18 protein-coding genes are annotated in these 19736 nt (G+C 46.1%); 10 read left to right on the forward strand and 8 right to left on the reverse strand.

The window, feature by feature from the left end:
- The 3 genes from WG8_RS03365 to WG8_RS03375 all read right to left on the reverse strand — a co-directional run.
- Nucleotides 1-574, reverse strand: a 574-nt coding sequence (locus WG8_RS03365) for a collagen-like repeat preface domain-containing protein (protein ID WP_007428679.1), incomplete at its 3' end; no start/stop codon positions are given.
- 222 nt (nucleotides 575-796) lie between these two features.
- Nucleotides 797-4684, reverse strand: a complete 3888-nt coding sequence (locus tag WG8_RS03370) for an immunoglobulin-like domain-containing protein (protein WP_007428680.1) — start codon at nucleotides 4682-4684, stop codon at nucleotides 797-799.
- A gap of 46 nt (nucleotides 4685-4730) precedes the next feature.
- Nucleotides 4731-5075: a phage tail protein gene (locus WG8_RS03375; RefSeq protein WP_007428681.1), complete on the reverse strand. Its 345-nt coding sequence runs from the start codon at nucleotides 5073-5075 to the stop codon at nucleotides 4731-4733.
- A 313-nt stretch (nucleotides 5076-5388) separates the two neighbouring features.
- Between WG8_RS03375 and WG8_RS03380 the strand changes: the two genes are divergently transcribed.
- Genes WG8_RS03380 through WG8_RS03390 form a run of 3 tightly spaced genes read left to right on the forward strand, consistent with a single transcriptional unit; the run spans nucleotide 5389 to nucleotide 9399 of the window.
- On the forward strand, nucleotides 5389-7083 hold the full coding sequence (locus WG8_RS03380) for a spore germination protein (RefSeq protein WP_007428682.1): 1695 nt from the start codon (nucleotides 5389-5391) through the stop codon (nucleotides 7081-7083).
- A gap of 22 nt (nucleotides 7084-7105) precedes the next feature.
- Entirely contained in the window at nucleotides 7106-8203 is a 1098-nt protein-coding gene (locus WG8_RS03385) for a GerAB/ArcD/ProY family transporter (protein ID WP_007428683.1), read from the forward strand.
- Nucleotides 8200-9399 carry a Ger(x)C family spore germination protein gene (locus WG8_RS03390; RefSeq protein ID WP_007428684.1) on the forward strand — a complete coding sequence of 400 codons (1200 nt, stop codon included), beginning with the start codon at nucleotides 8200-8202 and terminating at the stop codon, nucleotides 9397-9399. The genes WG8_RS03385 and WG8_RS03390 overlap by 4 nt, the downstream gene beginning before the upstream one ends.
- A 90-nt stretch (nucleotides 9400-9489) precedes the next feature.
- Here WG8_RS03390 and WG8_RS03395 read toward each other — a convergent pair whose 3' ends face one another.
- Nucleotides 9490-10041 carry a PadR family transcriptional regulator gene (locus WG8_RS03395; protein ID WP_007428685.1) on the reverse strand — a complete coding sequence of 184 codons (552 nt, stop codon included), beginning with the start codon at nucleotides 10039-10041 and terminating at the stop codon, nucleotides 9490-9492.
- Nucleotides 10042-10197: 156 nt separating this feature from the next.
- On the opposite strand from WG8_RS03395, the gene WG8_RS03400 reads away from it, so the two are divergent.
- Nucleotides 10198-10689 (forward strand): phenolic acid decarboxylase, encoded by a 492-nt coding sequence (locus WG8_RS03400; protein WP_007428686.1) that lies wholly within the window; start codon nucleotides 10198-10200, stop codon nucleotides 10687-10689.
- A 491-nt stretch (nucleotides 10690-11180) separates the two neighbouring features.
- Here the strand turns inward: WG8_RS03400 and WG8_RS03405 are convergent, their stop codons facing one another.
- Nucleotides 11181-11570, reverse strand: coding sequence for a winged helix-turn-helix transcriptional regulator (locus WG8_RS03405; protein WP_007428687.1), 390 nt, complete (start codon nucleotides 11568-11570; stop codon nucleotides 11181-11183).
- Between the two features lie 150 nt (nucleotides 11571-11720).
- Complete coding sequence (locus WG8_RS03410) at nucleotides 11721-13064, reverse strand: glycoside hydrolase family 30 protein (RefSeq protein WP_007428688.1); 1344 nt, start codon at nucleotides 13062-13064, stop codon at nucleotides 11721-11723.
- A 207-nt stretch (nucleotides 13065-13271) separates the two neighbouring features.
- On the opposite strand from WG8_RS03410, the gene WG8_RS03415 reads away from it, so the two are divergent.
- The 6 genes from WG8_RS03415 (at nucleotide 13272) to WG8_RS03440 (ending at nucleotide 18333) form a co-directional block, all read left to right on the forward strand.
- Nucleotides 13272-13952 (forward strand): response regulator transcription factor, encoded by a 681-nt coding sequence (locus WG8_RS03415; RefSeq protein ID WP_007428689.1) that lies wholly within the window; start codon nucleotides 13272-13274, stop codon nucleotides 13950-13952.
- Nucleotides 13949-15715, forward strand: a complete 1767-nt coding sequence (locus WG8_RS03420) for a sensor histidine kinase (protein WP_007428690.1) — start codon at nucleotides 13949-13951, stop codon at nucleotides 15713-15715. The genes WG8_RS03415 and WG8_RS03420 overlap by 4 nt, the downstream gene beginning before the upstream one ends.
- A 24-nt stretch (nucleotides 15716-15739) precedes the next feature.
- Nucleotides 15740-16264, forward strand: a complete 525-nt coding sequence (pssA, locus tag WG8_RS03425; RefSeq protein ID WP_007428691.1) for a CDP-diacylglycerol--serine O-phosphatidyltransferase — start codon at nucleotides 15740-15742, stop codon at nucleotides 16262-16264.
- A gap of 7 nt (nucleotides 16265-16271) precedes the next feature.
- Nucleotides 16272-16766 carry a DedA family protein gene (locus WG8_RS03430; RefSeq protein ID WP_007428692.1) on the forward strand — a complete coding sequence of 165 codons (495 nt, stop codon included), beginning with the start codon at nucleotides 16272-16274 and terminating at the stop codon, nucleotides 16764-16766.
- Nucleotides 16767-16853: 87 nt separating this feature from the next.
- Entirely contained in the window at nucleotides 16854-17270 is a 417-nt protein-coding gene (psiE, locus tag WG8_RS03435) for a phosphate-starvation-inducible protein PsiE (protein ID WP_007428693.1), read from the forward strand.
- 55 nt (nucleotides 17271-17325) lie between these two features.
- Complete coding sequence (locus WG8_RS03440; protein ID WP_007428694.1) at nucleotides 17326-18333, forward strand: AI-2E family transporter; 1008 nt, start codon at nucleotides 17326-17328, stop codon at nucleotides 18331-18333.
- A gap of 58 nt (nucleotides 18334-18391) precedes the next feature.
- Here WG8_RS03440 and WG8_RS03445 read toward each other — a convergent pair whose 3' ends face one another.
- Complete coding sequence (locus WG8_RS03445; protein ID WP_007428695.1) at nucleotides 18392-19027, reverse strand: GNAT family N-acetyltransferase; 636 nt, start codon at nucleotides 19025-19027, stop codon at nucleotides 18392-18394.
- Nucleotides 19024-19593: a hypothetical protein gene (locus WG8_RS03450; RefSeq protein WP_007428696.1), complete on the reverse strand. Its 570-nt coding sequence runs from the start codon at nucleotides 19591-19593 to the stop codon at nucleotides 19024-19026. Before WG8_RS03450 ends, WG8_RS03445 begins: the two co-directional genes overlap by 4 nt.
- Nucleotides 19594-19736: the final 143 nt, after the last annotated feature.

A 19736-nucleotide genomic window follows, 5' to 3' on the forward strand; every position in this document is an offset into this window, starting at 1 on the left:
GCCCGGCAGGTCCAACAGGACCAGCAGGTCCGACATGCCCCTGTGGTCCGGGAACCCCTGCTGGTCCCGGAGCACCCATGGGACCTGGAGGTCCAGCAGGTCCTTGTGGGCCAGGGACCCCTGAATAGTATGTTTCACTTAATGCGTTGCTAATAGTCGTTCCTGTCGTTCTGATCGCACTAATCAGGCTGCCTTTAAAGACAGGACCAAGAGGTTCCTGTAGAACGATAGACAATAGGGCATCCAGTAGCTGTTGCAGTGTAGTTCCTACACTAATCGGTGAGAAAGGTGTGGCTTCCAGTGCCACGATAGCCAGCTCCAACGCAGCCAATAGGTCTGCCTTAACGCCATTTCTAAGTCTTAAGCTTTTCGTCAGAATCAACAATCGCCTTAAAATTTGCTGCAATGAAGATACATTAGCCGCTGAGGGATTTTTGAATACAAGCGGGATGATTGCGGTCAATTCATTTATAAGCTTGAGAAGAGCTTCAATACCCCGATTAACCTTTGCTGGTTTATTGTCTTCATCCTTTTTTGAAGCGCCACTGAACCTGAACGACCTTTTATGTTTCATGCTCAAATAACTCCTCCTCACCATTCTTCCTGCTGTAGAGATGACAGGTGGTTAATCGCCCCGCTTCACAGATATAATTAATATATTTACTGAGGGAAAAAGGGTGAATAAACAAGCAAAAATGAATGTTGGAGTATTCACAAAAAAGCGCGGTCCCCGAAAATGCCAGGGGCCGCGCTGTATTTGTTTGTATTCCATCTAATTTAAGGGTCTTCAACAGACTTATTTGAAAATACGTATTAGCATTTCAGCCAGCTCACCTCTGCTGATGGCTGCCTTCGGTCTGAGCGTCCCATCAGGATATCCGCTGATCCAACCGGAGCCTATAGCATTTTCGAATGCAGTGGAAGCCCAGGAGGCAATCTGCTGCTCATCCTTATAGGACTGCGGTGCAGCCTTGCTTGGAGCAGATACTTTATCCGCTACTGCATGTGACAGGATCACCATCGCCTGTTCACGTGTAAGGCTTTCATCAGGGCCGAATGTCTGAACGGTTAGCCCTTGAATCCACCTTTGACGATGAGCGGTATCCACGGCTGCTGCAGCCCAGTGCCCTTCCATATCTGTAAAGTCTGTAGATGCACCCTTGTCTTCGGTAGTCCCCAAAGCTCTGATCAGTATGGACACAAATTCTGCACGGCTTACCGCGCGCTCAGGGCGCATATTGCCGTCTTTATATCCTTGTATCCAGCCTTTGGCTGCAAGAGATTGCAGGGACTTCGCTGCCCAATGTCCTTGTACATCCGGCCATACCTGAGCGAGCTCTTGCGAATCCGATGAATTTATAGGGTCATTTTGCACATTTGTACGGTCGGTTTGAGGCTTTGCGTCGGTGGAGACGGCAACAGCAAAGGTACTTAACCGGGTCGTATTCAGACTCACACCTGACAACATGCCTTTTGAATCCATCACAGCAGTGCCTTTTAGAATCTCACGCTCGCCATTTTCATGAATAACAAGAATGGAGAATTGAGGCTCCGCATTCTGTACTTTACTTAAGGATTCGTTATCCAGCGGTAGAACGATGGACGAGGTTCCTGTCACGTTGGCTTTGATGTCTACAACCGGACCTATCAGCTTCAGGCTGGATTGTTGCTCCGCCCAATCGCGCATCTGCTGTACACGTTGTGCATCTGCATGCTGGAAGGACAAAGTAACGTCCTCCTGGCCTGAAGCCATACGGGTTAAGGCGTCGCTGGATATCATCAGTGTTCCATATCGGGATATCACGGCAGCTCCAACCTTATCCCATTTATTCAGTAAAGCATGAGAAAGGATAACACGGCTAATCTGTTTTTCCTGCTCCAAATGAATGTCTGCGTACGCCTTGCCTTCTCGAAGTGCTTGTTGTATCTGCTCATTCACATATGCCGCTGTTGGAATAAAGAGGGAGACCTCTTTCCCCTGTCCGGACAATCCTGCCTGTAGAGCCTGATCTTCCTCTTTATCTTTGTTAGACTTCCCCGTGTTCACACTAATCTTGGCAGGGATCATGACTTCTATTGCTTGTGTCAAAGCATGAGAACCATCACTTACCTTTGTGACATCCAATATTACAGCTACAACGGATGGAGTTGCTGCCTGAATAATCGTTCCATCGGTCCGCACGATGTCTGTCTGGCTGCTGCTGCTAATGGTCAGACGGAAACCATCGGGTACAACAGGCAACCTGAGCAGTGTATCACTTGCTGTAGGAGCGGGTATGCCTGTGATGGAATCCGCGACACGCTGGGCGGTTAAACCTTGGGCATATACTAACTCTGAAGGAACGCTTTGCATGCCATTTACGTTCTGCAGCACATAGTAGCCGGCACCCTCGGGAACGGGGGTAAACATATATTTCCCTTCTCCCGAAGCGATCCCTTCCGCTATAAGCTGCTGCTGGGCATTGTACAGCTCCAGCCGAGCCCCCGGCAAGGCACCTGTAACGATCACTGAGGCGACACTCCCTGTGCCTGCTATGGCTTGAACAGCACGTGGCAGTACGTTTACACGGCGTTTGGCTGGCTCTGCCGTCCAGCCTCCATTGTCGTTATAAGCATAGCTCAATACGTATATGCCGGGTACATCTGTATCGACATTACCGCTACCTGACAGCTCAGGTATCAGGACATTGCCGTATACGCTGTCCAGTACACTGGCTCCCGGATCGGTGAAGCTGTCGCCAGTTTCCAGGACAATCGGATTATTGCCGTTCAATCGTACATAAGGTGTATTCGGCAATGCCTTTAACACTGTGATCGAGAATGTTCTTTGTGCAGAAGCTGTACCTTTAGAAATGATTGCCATTAACTGTACATTCACATCACCGTCTGTATATTTGGGCCGATTCACCTGACCGCTGCTGCTGAGGATATCCGGTTGATCCGAAGACCAGACGATCTGGGTGTCGAATGCCCCTGTCTGTGGCAGAGCAATAGAATCCTTAATCCCTTGCGGGTAATCCAGTTTCAGTGTATTTGCCGCCAAATTCACTGCTTCATCAGCGCTTACAGGCAGTGCGGGCACGAGCAGGCTGAATGTTTTTCGAAGCTCAACCCCGCCTCTTGCCAGAACCGCTTCCAGCGTGATGGTCTGATCACCCTGTACATAGCTCGGGAATGTTACATGTCCAGTATGTTCCAGGAATTCAGGCTGATTTGAAGTCCACGACACCTGAACGCCGTTCAGAGCGTCTTTTGGCAGATATACGTCTCCAGTTACTGTAGTCATCGGCAGTTCAAGCGCTCTGTATGCTGCGTCAACGGCCTCGGTGTCATTCATTGGCAGACGGAGTACGTGTGCAGTAAAATTCTTTATTTTCGTTAAGCCAGCGAGCTGTAGGGTAGCTGTTAGGGTAACATCTGTATCTCCATGACTATAGGAGGGTCTGGTGAGTGTTCCATCTGCTGAAATAACAAGCGCATTAGCTGATGACCATTGAATTAGCACACCACCATCTCCAGATAAAGGGAGAGATATATTTTCTTTTACGGCAGACAAATCGCCTAGTGTGAGATGATTCGCAGCCTGGTCCAGTGTATCTTGAGCAGAAGCTTTCAGTACCGTAACCTCGAAGGTTCGGGTATCTGAAGCGGTTCCCTTTGTAATCGTCGCTGTCAGCTTTACCGTCTTGTCTCCCGCATCGTAGCTTGGACGCGTTACAGTCCCTGTATTAGTAATGACATCCGGGGCATCTGAGTTCCAACTCACCGTCGTACCGTTCAACCCAGACAGTGGCAATGCCAGCGGCTGTGATACTGCTGTGGCTGAGTCACCCGAAGCAAAGCCCGGAGCAAGTGCGTCTTTGGCCTGCGCAACATCATCGGCATCCGTAGGGATGTTCACTGTGACCTCCGAGGGAGTACTTTCTCCCCGAGCATTCACAGCCTGCAGACTGTAAACAGCCGTACCTGCCGGTAATGCCGTGGAATCTGTGAATCGGGTTAATGGTCCTGCATACAATGTGATGCCATTTCTGATGACCTTGTATGACGTGGCGTAAGGAACAGCGTCCCAGCTTAACTCCACCGTATTTCCATTTTTGGTTCCTGTAAAATGACCTGGAGCCTGCGGAACGGGCAATCGCTCCCCATAAGCAGCGAATTCCATGATAGAAGTCCACAGATTGTTTCTCGCGTTTCCTTGGTCAATATATAATCGCAAGAATCGTGCGGTTACAGGAGTGATGCTCTTTTCAAAATTAGGATTCGTATTATTCTGAACGGTATCGACAGTAACCCAATTGCTTCCGTCACTGCTTGTTTGCAATCGAAAGCCATAAGGGTCACGTTGATCCTGCCATCCACTGATGATCCCCATGCCTGCTACACCATAACGGTCTACGATATACCAGTCTCTCAAATCTATCTGAATCCATTTTTCACCGTTGCTGGCTTGATACCAGCGGCTTGTTGGTTCATAGGAACCGTCGACTGCCTTGGCGGGGGCATAGGGTTGACTGTAGCCGCTGGTTGTGACTGGCTTGTTAAGCACCACATTTTCCGGACCTGCCGCATTGGCTTTATTCGTCCCTATGAGCAAAGCCGCTCCGCCGAGAAAGGGCAGCAACGGAATCAGCAAGCGATAGGGTTTCAATTTGTTGCGTGTGAAGTTATTGCCTTCGAGCACGCCATCACCTCTTCTTCGTTAAATAGCACACTGATGAACACATTCATTATGGGCGGGACGGGAACGCCGCTCCTTCAATTGCGATATAGTAGTCTACATTCGGCATCGGAGAGGCCCCGCGCAAATCAGGCAATGCAAATGTGGTTCTCCCATCGCCACCAAAATTAGTACCCAACAGCGAAAATAACGCTGTATTTTGCGAAATATTCAAGATCTGACCTTCGCACTTTAGCCAGCCTCTAGGAGCGAACGTGTAAGGGTACAACGTAATTTCTCCAAGATAAGGCTCGGGGGATGCTTGTGCCTGTTTGGGACTAATCGCCGTTCCTCCTAACAAAATCACTGCTAACAAGCTCAACACAGCGGCTTTTTTCCAAAAATGATTCTTCATACCTACAGCTCCTTTTGAATTCGAATAATGGACAAATAAACACAAGTAATTTGCGACATTAGTCATAGAATGAATAGATATTATCATGGTTTTTCGCTTTTGACACTGCAATTGCCCCATCAAATTCACCTTTTTATTCCTTTTATTTATCAAAAAATATCCCCCATGAAATAGGCATGTTTAGGTGCGAATGTCACTTGTTAAATCCTTTATGTACGCGTGAGACGGATTAAGCCGTCTGTCAGTGATGCATCTTTTTTCTAATCCAGGTAAATATATATACAAATCGGATGGAAGTGAAGGAGGAATGGACATGTGGCGGACAATCATGACTCACGTCCCCAAATGGACTGTGTGGATAGAAGCCTTATTTTTGTTCATTGTACCTTTGGTTATTTTTTTGGTGGTACGACAAATTAGAAAACTGGATGGCCGAGAGAGTAGACGTATGGAGCGTTTGAAGCTTATGGAAGAACAAGACCGCTCGAAGCATGCAGATCGTAATACGCTTGCAAGTGAGAAGGAAGGGGAAACCTTTACAGAAGATTATCAGGCCAATGTGGAAAAAATCAGACAAGCAGCCGCAGATATGGCAGATGTGAACGAGCGCTCCATTTTTCTGGAAAACCTGAACGCTGCAGGTACTCTTTTTTTTGTGGATGGATTAACGGACAAGGTGGGTATGGACCAGAACGTTTTAAAGCCGCTGATGGATTGGGGCAGATCCGGACAAGAGGGCGACGAGCCTCCGAGAGGAGAATCGCTTCGGGATATGATTATTCGTCAGGTCATGCTTGTGTCGGAGACAGAATGTACGTTGGAAGTCCAATATGCTTTGCAAAAGGTATTGTTCGGTTCAGTGGTTCTCATGATTCAAGGCATACCGGGTGCTTTTGTGCTGGGTACACCCAAGGGGAATACACGAGGGGTAGAAGACCCAATATCAGAGTCGGTGCTGCGAGGACCGCGAGTCGGTTTTACGGAGACACTCAGCGACAATACGGCGATGCTGCGCAGACATGGGGAAAGTACGGAACTGGCTATGTCGTCCTTCAAAGTCGGCAAAAGAGTGGAGAAGCAGTTGATGGTGGTGTATTTCAGAGATATCGCTGACCCTGAGCTTGTAGATGAGGTAAAGCGCCGGATAAAAACCATTGATATGGATGAGGTGCTGGAGTCGGGCTATGTAGAGCAGCTTATAGAGGATAACTTTCTTAGCCCTTTTCTGCAAATTCAAAATACGGAGAGACCGGATCGGGTCATGGCCGCATTGCTGGAGGGACGGGTAGCGATTCTCCTGGACGGTACCCCTTTTGCGCTCCTGGTGCCTGTAACGTACGGGATGATGCTCCAGTCTCCTGAAGATTACTATGAACGATGGATACCGGGGTCGCTTATTCGATTTCTTCGTTTCATGGCGATTTCGATATCTTTGTTTGCCCCAGCGCTCTATATTTCCTTTATCTCGTTTCATCCCGGATTGATTCCGACCAAACTGGTCATTTCCATTATCAGTTCAAGACAGGGCGTCCCCTTTTCCACACTCATTGAAGCCCTGATTATGGAGATTTCCATCGAGATTTTGCGTGAAGCAGGATTACGGCTGCCTAAGCCCATTGGTCCGGCCATGGGCATTGTCGGTGGTCTTATTATTGGACAGGCAGCTGTCAATGCCGGGATTGTAAGTCCGATTCTCGTCATTGTGGTGGCCGTTACAGCCATCTCTTCTTTTACCACGCCTGTATACAGCGCCGGAATTTCCATGCGTGTTCTCCGTTTTGCGGCCATGTTCACGGCGGCCACCTTCGGTTTGTATGGAGTGATCATGTTTTTTCTGATGCTGAGTATTCATATGGCTAAATTACATAGCTTCGGTGTACCGTTCCTTAGTCTAACAGCCCCGCGTTCGTTGAAAGACTGGAAAGATTATCTCATACGGGCACCGTTTCAGTTTATGAAAAACAGACCTATTCTATTGAAGCATAAAGACCCCAAGCGACAAGGATGAGCTCAACATAGGAGGGAGCCAAATGGCCGTAGGAAAAGAAAAGGCAGATAAAATTACAACGTTACAGACGACGGCAATTGTGGTTAGCTTTATGCTGGCTGCCGGGTTGCTTACGCTTCCCCGGGTAATGGTAGAGGATTCAAGGACGCCAGATGTGTGGATAACCATTATTTTGGCAGGTGGGGTAGTTTTCCTGTCCGGATGGATTATTATAAAATTAAGTCAACAATTTCCAGGATCGACCATTTACCAGTATGTACAGAGGATTATAGGTAGAACCGTTGGCAAGGTTATTGGCGTGCTGTTAGTCATCTATTTTGTTTGTATAGCTGGATTCGAAATTCGATCTGTGGAGGAAGTAACAGCGTTCTTCCTGCTTGAAGGGACGCCGGCATGGGCTATTTCAGCGCCTTTTATGTGGATCTCTCTGTACCTGTGCATGGGTGGTATTAGTACTATAGGTAGAATATGCCAAATTATTTTCCCGATTACAGCATCTATCTTTTTGTTGATATGCTTGCTGGGATTAAACGTTTTTGAACTAAATAATTTGCGTCCCATCTTATCGGAGGGTGTGATGCCAGTGTTTAAAGCTTTGAAAACTACCACGCTTACTTTTACGGGGACTGAGTGTATGCTTATCATTCTTTGTCGCATGGAAAAACCTGGGAAAGCAACCAAGGCAATCGGATGGGCGATTGGGATCGCGGTTGTTTTTTATATAGTTGCATTGATCCTGTGTATTGGCGCTTTTTCGGTGGAAGGGGTTATGACCAGAACCTGGCCTTTTTTAGATTTAGCCCGCAGCTTTGAAGTGGAGTATCTGGTATTTGAACGGTTCGAATCCCTATTATTGTCGATCTGGATCATGCAAATTTTTTGCACATTCACTATCGCTTTTTATTGCGCTTCGCTCGGAGTTTCTCAAATTTTGAATGGCTCTTATGCCAAGATTTTGTTTATTTTGCTCCCATTCATTTACATCTTGTCCCAAATACCTAAAAACCTGAATGAGTTGTTTTCTTTTGGAACGATCATCGGGAATGGAGCTTTAATTTTGTTCACTTTGCTTCCACTTCCGCTGTTGCTTATTTCTCGCTGGAGGGGGATGCGGTCATGAAGAGAGTCCGGTTAGGATTTCTCGGAATGGCGGCTCTCCTGATATGCAGTACACTTTCAGGCTGCTGGAGCAGCTCACCGGTGGAGGATCTAAACCTGGAGACAGGCATTGCTATGGATGTAGCGGAACATTCTTCGCAAGAAGAGCAAATCAATCGGAAAGGAGGAGCTTATCCAAAAAAAGAGTTAATTACCGGAACCTTTCAATTTATCGTGCCAGAGGAAAACAAAAGTTCCGGAAGCTCTCCTTCGCAAACTAAAAAATTTTACAACGTTAAGGGAAACGGTGATTCCGTCTTTGAGATATTGAGGGAAATTTCATTACGGATCAATCGTCCTCCGATTGGATTTCATTTGAAGACAGTCATTATCAGTTCCAGTCTGCTTCGTAAGGTTCCGTTGTATGAGCTGCTGGACTTCTTTTTGGGGGATAATGACATCCGACCCAGCGTCCAATTGCTGATCAGTACGGGCACGGCAAGTGAAGCACTTCAGGAGAAAATCCCTGGTCAGACCCCGGCCTTTGCATTAAAGGATATTTTTGAAAACCGTAAACGAAATTCACGGATGTTGAAGCCCGTGTCATTGGCTAAAGTGATTGGACCCATGAAAGCGAAAAGAAGCTTTTTATTGCCTAATGTCATTACGACGGAGAGTGAAGTCAAGCTGGCGGGTGCGGGAATCATCAAGGGAAAGGCGCAAACATACGGTGGTTTTCTGAATGAGTCCGAGGTGGAAGGGCTTATGTGGATCAAAGGCGAATTGAAAGGAGGTCTTGTGAAAAGTATCGATCCCGAAACCAAAAAAAATATTGTTTATGAGATCAAATCGGTAAAAAGCCACATCAAAGCGATCGTTCAGGGGAATGACATATCTTTCCGCGTGAGAATGACTTCAGAGGGGCGTATTTCGGAAAACTTTAATCCGAATGAAGATTTGGGCAACAATCGGCTGCTCGGACAAGAAGAGAGTATCTTTCAGGAGAAAGTCAACTCATTAGCAAAACAAACCTTAGCCAAAATGCATAAACTGCGGGCAGATGTCGGAGGCTTCGGAGACGCCCTGCGGATTCAGCATCCTAAAGTATGGAAAAAGGTCAAAGATGACTGGGACAAGACCTTTAGCACGATTCCGGTACAATTCAGTACGGATATTCACATTGAGGATTACGGCGCTTCCAAAACGACGGCAGATTAACATACTAGGTTGACATATATTGGAATCAGCCATTTCACAGACAGGATACAAACCTGTTTTGCTGAAATGGCTTTTTTTGCGTTCCAAAGGCTATTCTTCAAACAGTGATAGCGTTTCTTCCAGCCATGCAATATAGCTTTCTTCCCGATTGATGGCACGGCTCAGTACCAGATAATGTCCGAATTGCTGAGAGCCAGGAGCTTGGAGGTTCTCGTCCAACAGTTGGAGGGATTTTTTGCTTTCATATAAATGCTCCAGCTTGCCTTTACGTTTGGCGATTTGATCCTTGAACAGCCGCTTGTTCTCTTCCTTGGGGATGGCGGCTGAGAAATACAGCATGAGCATAAACTCATCCTTTTCCGTTTCCGGCAGCTCTTTGGGACTTGCCAGCCACTCGATCAGCTCACGGGTTCCCTTGGGTGTGATGCAGTACAGCTTCTTTTCCAGCTTGGCTCCTGTAATGGAGGTGCGATATTCAATTAACTCTTCTTCGGTTAGTCTTTTGAGCTCAGGATAAATCTGGCTGTGCTTGGCACTCCAAAATTGTCCGATTTCCTGCTTGAATTGGCTCGTAATATCGTAGCCGCTCATTTCCTGTTTATGAACCAGGCCCAAAATGGCATATTTCAATATTCGTTTCAACGTAGCTCTCCTCGTCATGGGGTATTTGACACTAGTATATCACAGTGCTACAATTTAAATGTAATTTCAAACATGTCCATATTTACATGTTTGAAATTGCTATTTTCATGGTCTCATTCAATTCATAAAATCATAATAAGGAAAGAAGGATGTGCGATGGATAAGTTTATCGGAAGCCACATGATCTACACCTATGAGAATGGTTGGGAATACGAAATATATATTAAAAATGAGGATACGATTGATTACCGCATTCATAGTGGTATGGTAGGCGGGCGTTGGGTACGCGACCAAAAGGTGAATTTGGTGAAATTAGTGGAGAATGTGTACAAAGTATCGTGGACCGAACCGACCGGCACGGACGTTGCTCTAAACTTTATGCCTGAGGAGAAACGCATGCACGGCATTATTTTCTTCCCTAAATGGGTGCATGAGCATCCAGAGATTACGGTCCGCTATCAAAACGATTTTATTCCACTGATGGAAGAATCGCGTGAAAAGTACGAAACCTATCCGAAGTATGTAGTCCCTGAATTTGCAGACATTACCTTCATTGAAAATGCGGGTGTAAACAACGAGCAATTGATTTCCCAAGCACCTTACGCGGGAATGACGGACGATATTCGTGCAGGTAAGCTGCAAGCCTGATCAAGCCATGGAGTGATTGAGGAGTGATTGAAGTGTAAGCCTGAGCCTGTCATGAACAGTCTCAGGCTTTTTTGTGCAATGTTTATCATATTCTCGATGAATTTGAATGGGAAATATTAAACTTATATGCTCAAGGAGCAGAAGAAACCATCGACTAGTTGTTAAGCTATACTAAAAAATGCACATTTAAAACGGAGTAGGCGGAATGGTGCTGTACAAGCGAAGCGGTCGCTTTAAAAGCTTTCCGTAGGAAAGCTCGCTTCGGAAGCATCACCTCCCCGGATTTCTCCCCTGATTAGAGCTTTATTCAAGAAATCCGGGGGCGGTGGCGATGGGAAGCACCATCCGTCTGCGGAGTGGCACCAGAAGTAACTTTAGGTGCAGCTTATATAGGAATCCCAAATTCTATGCTAAAGAACCTCCGTTTCCACGAATAAAGTGGCGCAGAGGTTCTTTTGTATCCACTAGAGGTTGAAAGAAGATCATGCTGATTACACGGGTGTAACGTCCTGAATAGCTCCTTCTTCTTTCCAAATCACGTTTTCACGATAATTCTGACCCCAGTCGTACATGGCTTTCAGTACCGGAATCAGGCTCTCGCCATGCTCGGTCAATGAGTATTCCACATGCGGAGGGACAACAGGATAAACTTTGCGCAGAATAAGCTTATCTTCCTCCAGCTCGCGCAACTGATTGGTCAGCATTTTTTGTGTAATATGAGGGATCAGCTTCTTCAATTCACCGAACCGCTTGGTGCCTTCCATACCGAGATGCCACAAAATAATCAGCTTCCATTTTCCGCCGATGACCGCGAGGGTCAATTCCTTATCACAATTAATCAGCTTCAAATCAATCCGGTCTTTTACAGTAGTGATGTTCATCGCCCTCCTATCCGTAGTGACTCCAAGTATACTATTTATAGCTACTCTACGCAAAAGGAGATACATCCATTTTGGAAACTAAGCATACGTTTGGATACGGATCGACCGGACAGTGAAGCGTGATGATTATACCTCCAGGAGCAGTGACGGTTAAGAAGGAATAACGATGGTGTTAAATGACTCCGGCTCCAGTTCCAAATGGTGCGTTGTTTCTCCCACAGACAGATTCAGCGCGCGCGATTCGTGGAACGGATTGGCGATGACCAGCACCCTTTGTCCGTCCGCATTTTGGAAGGCAACGGCATTTCCAGTCCATGAACCGCGAAGTCCAATGCGTCTGGCTCCCGGTAATACAAAATGAGAAAAATGCTTCATAACGTAATATTCCGGGTTTAGGACAGACTTTCGATCTGCTGGATCGACAGTAATCATCGAATTTTGCTCCCAGCCCCATGTGCTCTTGCCTTTCGGCTCCAAAACCATATTCCAGTAAATATAAGCATTCACACCGTTCGTGAAATAATGCTGGTACAAGTTGTATACATATTTAGCGTAGTCCCATGAGTTTTCCCCGTTCCCGCATTCATTTTCGGTCTGCATGTAACGAAGCTCGGGATAACTGGCAACGGTGCGTTGAATCGCATTTTTGCCTGCCCATTGATAGCCCACGCCTTTAATATATTTGTAGGCTTCCGGGTCACTCAGCACGGTATGGGCATACTCGTCGAATCCGGTGGAAATCTTTTTTGTTAACTCCTCCCACGGATCGGGAGCATTAATGGTACCGAGCCATATTTCCGTATCCAGTCCGTGTTCCTCAAAAGCAGGGCCCAAATAGTCGCGAATAAATTCACGCAGCTGTTCTCCCGTCCACACACAGGAAGGGAACTTTTGATCGGCAATGACTTCATTTTGGACATGAATCTGATGGATTGTAATTCCTTCTTCACGGTATGCTTGCACAAATTTGACAAAATATAATGCATACGCTTTCAAAATATCCTTTTCCCAGCGCAGAGTTCCGAAGTTGTAGGCCTTGGGTGATTTCATCCATGTCGGCGGGCTCCAGGGGGAAGCGAACAGCTTCAAGTCCGGATTGAGCTTCAGTGCTTCTCTAATGTAAGGAATAAGATATTGCTGATCGCGTTCAATGGAAAAGTGCTTCATTTCCACGTCGCCGTCTGTTTCATTGTGACTGTACCACTCCAGCGCGTAGTCACTGGCGCCAATGGGCAGCCTACAAATCGTGAATTTGTGCTCGCCCTCCGGGTGAAAGAGGGAATGCAGCACCTGTTCCCGTTGGGCGCTTTCCAGGTGGTTCAGGGCGACATACCCTAGTTCATTAAAACAACCGCCAAAGCCTTCGACAAGTTGATACATTTCTTCCGTGATGGTTAGGTTTGCCTGCTCTTGCGTTTGGGTGAGATTATGAGCTTGGGATTGCCAAGCCTGGGTCTTGGAAGTGGAAAACCACTGAATGGTTTGATTGCTCATGTATTACCCTCCTGTTCAAGCTTTTTGTATCTCTTTTTATTATAGGGTAGGATCAAAGGAGATGAGATGGTCTGAGCCAAGACAAATTTGCCCTAATCCAAGGTGGAATCTGAGAAGATTTTTGTTGATAAGAAGTGCTAAGGACACATAAAGAACACATGTCTTTGGTATGCTGTTGCCATAGAATGACCGAAAGAGGGAAGTCGATTGAATAAAAGAGTTCTTCTCGTTGAGGATGAAATTCGTATTCGTGAAGTGATTGCGGATTATTTTAAACAGAATAAATGGGAAGTCTATGAAGCAGGCAATGGAAAAGATGCGCTAATCTGGTTTGATTCGGTGCAGCCGGACCTGATCGTACTCGATATTATGATGCCGGAAATGGATGGCTGGGAGGTGTGCCGTCAGGTACGCAGCCGTTCAGGAGTGCCGATTATTTTGCTGACAGCCAAATCCGGCGATGATGATAAAATATTAGGCTTTGAGCTGGGGGCGGATGACTATGTTACCAAGCCCTTCAGCCCTAAAGTACTAATCGCCCGCGCGAATGCGCTGATGAAGCGGGTGGAGGGACATGTGCAGCCAGAGTCGCATATATTGCGATTCGGCAGTGCCATTCTTAACACGATGGCTCATCGGCTTGAGGTGGATCAGGCAGAAGTCGAGCTGACACCCAAGGAGTATGAGTTGCTGCGGCTGCTTATACATAATAAAGGCATGGTCATTTCACGGGATGCGATACTGAACCGGGTGTGGGGCATTAATTTTGAAGGAGACACACGGGTTGTCGATACGCATATCAAAAAGCTGAGAAGCAAGCTGGGCCGTGAATCACGCCATATCCGCACGGTTTTTGGTACAGGCTACAGGTTTGAGGAGGAAGAATGAACAAACGGGGAGTAACCTTCAAGCTGTTCATTATGACCGTTGCGTTTTTCCTGTGTTTTTACGGGATGGTGATTTTGTGCCAATTGCTGTTTTTTGAAAATTTTTATCAGCAACAGAAGATTGGCCGGGTGGAAAGCCGTTTGCAAAGCTTCGGTCAGAGCTATGTCAGGGAGGCCTGGGGGTCCGGCAGGGTTTCGCGCGAGGCGGCCCGCTTTATGCTTCAAAACAAGAACCAGTTGGCGATTGTAACGCTGGACGGCAAAGTCAAGCTGGACGATCCGTTTCATATCAGTCTCAGAAAAGCAGATGGTAAGATCGTTAAGGTATCGCTGTCTCTGTTTATAGGCCAGTACGGAGATGAACTGAGAGCTGCCCGAATTCAGCCAGGAGATACAATAACGGTTGAAGGTGAAATTCTGGAAAGTGGTGGAATTTCCTCTGCTAATGTGATATTTCCTGTGGCTATTCAGAAGTCTGGCTACAAAAATATAGGTGCCCTGGACGAGACAGGCATAGAAAGCGGCATGAAATGCACTGGTACAGTGACGGAAATTGTAATGCCGGATCTGAAAACATTAAGCGGTCGACAAGGATTGCTGTTTAGTGCGTTGGAGGAATGGTTTCCATTATCGCAGGCACATCTGGAGAAGCTCAAGAAATTCGAAGTACTGGAAGAAGAATGGACAGAACCCTGGACAGGCGTACGTAATGCAATCATCGTTCACCCTGTACGTCAGAGTACGGGAGAAATCGATCTGTTGTTCACAGTGACATCGTTACAGGAAATCAGTGAGACGAATGAAGCGCTGCGTTGGTTTTATTTATACCTGGGGATCGGGGGATTTGCGCTGATTTTGATGTTGTCCCTATTTTATTCCCGAATGGTGACCCGTCCGCTGATTGCCTTGAACAATACCGCCAAGCGGATGGCTAAACTCGATTTTACAGCCCATACACCGATCCGGCAAAATGACGAGCTGGGCAGTCTTTCCTACAGTATGTATACCTTGTCCCAGAGCCTGGATTCCGCTTTGCGCGAGCTTCAGGAGGCCAATCAGCAATTGGTCGAGGACATGGAGCAGAAGCAGAAGATGGAGGCAGTACAGCAGGACTTTTTTGCCAACGCTTCCCATGAGCTGAAGACCCCGCTGAGCATTATTAAAGGCTTTGCCGAGGGACTGCAGGATGGGGTTAGCGCTGGAAAGCAGGACCATTACATCAAGGTCATTGTAGAGGAAGCGGACAAAATGGAGCGGCTGGTCAAGGATATGCTGGATCTGGCCAAATTGGAATCCGGCACCCTCAAGCTTCGCAAGACGACCTTTATATTAAGTGAGCTGGTAGAGGAAGTCGTGGACAAGCTATTTCATCTGTTGAAGGAAAAGAGACTGGAAGCAGTCATTATTCCTGCCAATGAGTTGCCGATTCATGCCGATGCGGGATGGATGGAACAAGTGATGATCAATTTCGTCGTCAATGCCATCCGACACGCTGAGGAAGGAAGTTCTATTACAATCCGTATCGAAGGCACTGGAGAAATCAATACTTTTTCCATTGAAAATAAAGGGGAGACGATTCCAGAAGATCAACTGGATCAGATATGGGATCGGTTTTACCGGGCCGAGCTGTCACGCAGCCGCCAAACGGGTGGGACAGGACTCGGGTTGTCCATTGTCAAACGAATTCTGGATTTGCACGAATTCCGCTATCAGGCGGAGAATACCAGGAATGGCGTTCGTTTTGTCGTTATATTCGGAGGCTAGGCTATAGCAAAGGAGTTAAGTAATATGAAATGGAATTGGTTGCCCTCGCTTTGCACGCTTGCAAACCTGGGGGCAGGGGTCTTATCCCTGTACTTCACGATTCATGAGCAATATATGACCGCCTTTACCCTCGTGGTGGTGGCTGCTTTATGGGATGTACTGGACGGTTTGCTGGCAAGGCTGCTGCATTGCTCCAGTGATTTTGGCAAGCAGCTCGACTCGCTGGCGGATGTGGTCTCATTTGGTGTTGCACCTGCTTTCTTGATCTTACTTTACAAGCTGGGAGATACCCATTGGATAGGGCCAGCCGTGGCTGTTTTGTTTGTGATATGTGGTGCGGTAAGGCTGGCCAGATTCAACCTGATGGCTTTTAGCACAGGTTTTGTAGGTATGCCAATTACAGCTGCGGGTGTGATTGTGTCCTTTATGTTTCTGTGGAGTGAGCATCTGAAGCCGGGGCTGCTGCTCACGCTAATGGTAGTGCTATCGCTCCTGATGGTCAGCCGTATTCCGTTCCCGTCCTTCAAGAAATTACCGAGCAGGAGGTAACGTCCCTATGGAATGGGCCATGAGTATCATTAATCAATACGGATACATCGCTATTTTTGCGCTTCTTGCTCTTGGGATTATCGGCCTGCCGGTTCCGGATGAAATTATTATGGTATTTGTAGGATATTTATCCTCCATCATGGTACTGAACTATTCAATGTCAGTACTGGTCAGCTTTATCGGTGCGATGACAGGGATGATGATCAGCTACACGCTTGGCAAAAAGCTGGGGCAGCCGTTGGTCGATAAGCACGGTAAGTGGGTCGGGCTGACACCGAAGCGGTTTGCAAAGGTGAAGGGGTGGTTTGCACGCTTTGGGCTATGGACGATTCTGTTCGGTTATTTTATTCCGGGAGTCAGGCATGTAACAAGCTACTTGTCGGGGATTAGTGCCATGCCTGCTCGAAAATATATACTGGTGGCAAGCGCAGGTTCTCTGGTATGGACGCTTATCTTTATCTCGATTGGTTATATTGCCGGGGCGAATATAAACTTTCAGTAAGGTTATACCTAAAGTAATGTAGCATTTTTCACGTATTCCAACGATAATATAATTAAAGAACTTGTACAGCCAGTGAGGGGATCTATATTGAATGTTGTCATGAAGTATATTGAGAAGTTGCCTGGTTTTCTGCAAATGATCTTGAATATCTCGTTGTTTCTGGTCGGGCTGACTTTAAGCTTCTTGCTCCTGAAAGAAACCTGGTCCATTTTCTCTTATGTATTTTTGTACTCAGAGGCAGATAAAAATTACTATGAATTCACGGAGGAACTGCTTGTATTCTTCTTGTATTTTGAGTTCATTGCATTAATCGTTAAGTACTTTAAAACCAATTTTCATTTTCCCCTTCGGTATTTTATCTATATTGGAATCACGGCCGTCATCAGGCTCATTATAATAGATCATGAAGATGCTAAAAATACATTTTGGTGGTCCATTGCAATTCTGGTCATGGTAGGTTCTCTATTGATCGCTAACAGTAAATTGTTAAAAAGAGAAAGCTGATGCTGGAGCAAATGACAAGGTCGACAGTCAAGCAGGAGAGAGGGAATAAAGACGAATGGTAAGAAACTGGATGAATCATACGGGCGTCAGGCGGGCAGCTGTGCTTGCGATAATCATTTTGCTATTGTTTATGTTGAGAAGCATGATGAATATTATTTTGTTAACGTTGCTGCTTACGATCCTGATTGGCAGCGTATATAACGGAGTGAACAAGCTGATCAAGCGGTTCGCCAATGTATCGCCAATGATTGTGCTGCTATTGGTTTACGGGCTGCTGATCCTGATTATCGTGTGGGGAGTATACCGTATGGTGCCGCTAATCAGCATTCAGGTCAAGCAGGTGTATTTCATGATTCATCAGGCGTATATGTATCCTGACCGTAATCAATGGAACGAAACGATCATTCAATTTATGGATACCCTGAATGTTCAGCGGCTATTTGAGCCTGGCTGGAATGCGGTCATGAAAATCAGCCAACTGGGCACACAACTGCTGGTGTCGATTATTTTGAGCTTGTTTTTCCTGATGGAAAAATCCTATATTACACGCTTTACAGCTACGTTTGTCGATAGCAAGCTGGGCTGGTTCTTCAAGGAAGTAGCGCATTTTGGGCGCATGTTTCTGGACACGTTCGGAAAGGTGCTGGAAGCCCAGCTATTGATTTCACTCATTAACTGTATATTGACGACGACCGCTCTTTGGATTATGGGTTTTCCTAATCTGCTCGGCCTCGCGCTCATTATATTCTTGTTGGGATTAGTCCCGGTGGCGGGTGTGTTCATCTCGCTGATACCGCTCGGTCTGATTGCTTTTAGCGTCGGGGGAATCAAGTATGTGATTTATCTGGTTATTCTGATCGTGGTTATTCATGCGATTGAAGCTTATTTCCTGAATCCGAAGCTGATGTCATCCAAAACCAATTTGCCGATCTTTTTTACCTTTGTCGTATTGATTTTCTCTGAACATTTGATCGGGATTTGGGGCCTGATTGTAGGGATTCCACTGTTTGTTTTCTTCCTCGATCTGATTGGCGTACAGCGCAAACAAGAGAAGGATACCTGATCTAGCTGCACCAATTCATAACGAATGCCTGCGAAGCCGCAGGCATTTTTGTGTATGGTTAACCTTCTTTTGGGTAGAACATGCAGTACACAGGCATATTGTCCATTTGTGCTTCTTGGCTTAACGTAAATCCAAATCTTCGGTATAAATCCACATTCTCTTTATTTTCTGTATCCAGCGCGATTCCTTGCGATTTTTTATCCGCCTTGACCGTATTGATCAAGTGTTGCAAAAGGGATTTGCCGATCCCCTTTCCTTGTTCTTCTGGACTTACCCCGATCATAATCAGATAGTGATGCGTAAATGAAGGAGCAGAGGATCTGGTGACTCGCATATAGGAGTTAAGAAGATGCAACGTTTGCCCGGACAATTGAAAAAATAAAGGAATCAGCCTCACGATTAACAATACACCTTTCAAATTCTGAAGCATGCTTGGATGTGGCTTCTCCACGATGTAAGTACCGATCAAGCTTTCATTTTCGAAATAACCCCACACCTCTTCATGAAGCAAAAAGCTTTTATCAAACATAAAGGAAACAAAGGCTTTTACTCGATGTTTTGCCTTTCTGTCAAGCTTGGAGTCGCCAAATAAATGCAGGAATAAGGGGTCCTGGGCAAACGTCCTGCTCATAAGTGATACGAATAAGGGCTTGTCTGCTTTGGTTAGTTTGGATAGGTTGCGTGAATTACTCATGCTTCCTCACCGATGCTATTCGCGGCTCTGCCATAATGATCTACGGCGAAGCTAAATAACACTTTAAGCATAAATAATAAGCAGGTGGTCAGCATATAAGGCTGTAACCCGGGCAATAATGGCATAGCACCGAGACCAACAGATAGAAGCAAGCCTGCAACGAATCGTTGTGCCTGTTTTCCGATAAGAGCATTCACGATAAATGCTCCTGCGATTGTGTAAGCCCATACCCCTATGGAGTACCCAATATTTGTATTGATTAAAAGTGCAACAAGCACGATATGAAAGTGTATCGCAATGAATAGGATACGGTTCATTTTACGTGAAGCATAAAAGTTACTGGTGGAAGCCGTAAAATTGGCAATACAACCGGAGAATATATCGAAAATCAATAACAACGCCAGAGCGCTGCGCCATATCGGCAAGTTACCCGTAAGCTGAGGGAATACCAAATACAGTACAGTAGTCAGCAGCCCACCAAAAAGCAGGATGGATACAATCGAGCCAATACTTTGCTTTTCACCAAATACATCATGTAAAAACGAAGGAATCCGAATTTGTTTCATTTCATTTTGCCTCCTCGGTCAAGTAGATGCTACAAGCATCATTTATTTTTGGAGTTATGTACTGAAATAGTACATTTACTATAAAATTATTATAACTTTTAAAATGCATTATTACAATAGATTTGTAGTTCGATTGTTGATGT

Source organism: Paenibacillus sp. Aloe-11, from assembly GCF_000245715.1.
Lineage (GTDB): Bacteria > Bacillota > Bacilli > Paenibacillales > Paenibacillaceae > Paenibacillus > Paenibacillus kribbensis.

Bases quoted from the DNA above. Each gene is read 5' to 3' on its own strand.
- WG8_RS03440 (WP_007428694.1), top strand. From the start codon at position 17,326: ATGGTAAGAAACTGGATGAATCATACGGGCGTCAGGCGGGCAGCTGTG.
- WG8_RS03430 (WP_007428692.1), top strand. From the start codon at position 16,272: ATGGAATGGGCCATGAGTATCATTAATCAATACGGATACATCGCTATT.
- WG8_RS03450 (WP_007428696.1), bottom strand. From the start codon at position 19,593: ATGAAACAAATTCGGATTCCTTCGTTTTTACATGATGTATTTGGTGAA.
- WG8_RS03385 (WP_007428683.1), top strand. From the start codon at position 7,106: ATGGCCGTAGGAAAAGAAAAGGCAGATAAAATTACAACGTTACAGACG.
- WG8_RS03410 (WP_007428688.1), bottom strand. From the start codon at position 13,064: ATGAGCAATCAAACCATTCAGTGGTTTTCCACTTCCAAGACCCAGGCT.
- WG8_RS03375 (WP_007428681.1), bottom strand. From the start codon at position 5,075: ATGAAGAATCATTTTTGGAAAAAAGCCGCTGTGTTGAGCTTGTTAGCA.
- pssA (WP_007428691.1), top strand. From the start codon at position 15,740: ATGAAATGGAATTGGTTGCCCTCGCTTTGCACGCTTGCAAACCTGGGG.
- WG8_RS03420 (WP_007428690.1), top strand. From the start codon at position 13,949: ATGAACAAACGGGGAGTAACCTTCAAGCTGTTCATTATGACCGTTGCG.
- WG8_RS03390 (WP_007428684.1), top strand. From the start codon at position 8,200: ATGAAGAGAGTCCGGTTAGGATTTCTCGGAATGGCGGCTCTCCTGATA.
- WG8_RS03405 (WP_007428687.1), bottom strand. From the start codon at position 11,570: ATGAACATCACTACTGTAAAAGACCGGATTGATTTGAAGCTGATTAAT.
- WG8_RS03400 (WP_007428686.1), top strand. From the start codon at position 10,198: ATGGATAAGTTTATCGGAAGCCACATGATCTACACCTATGAGAATGGT.
- WG8_RS03445 (WP_007428695.1), bottom strand. From the start codon at position 19,027: ATGAGTAATTCACGCAACCTATCCAAACTAACCAAAGCAGACAAGCCC.
- WG8_RS03380 (WP_007428682.1), top strand. From the start codon at position 5,389: ATGTGGCGGACAATCATGACTCACGTCCCCAAATGGACTGTGTGGATA.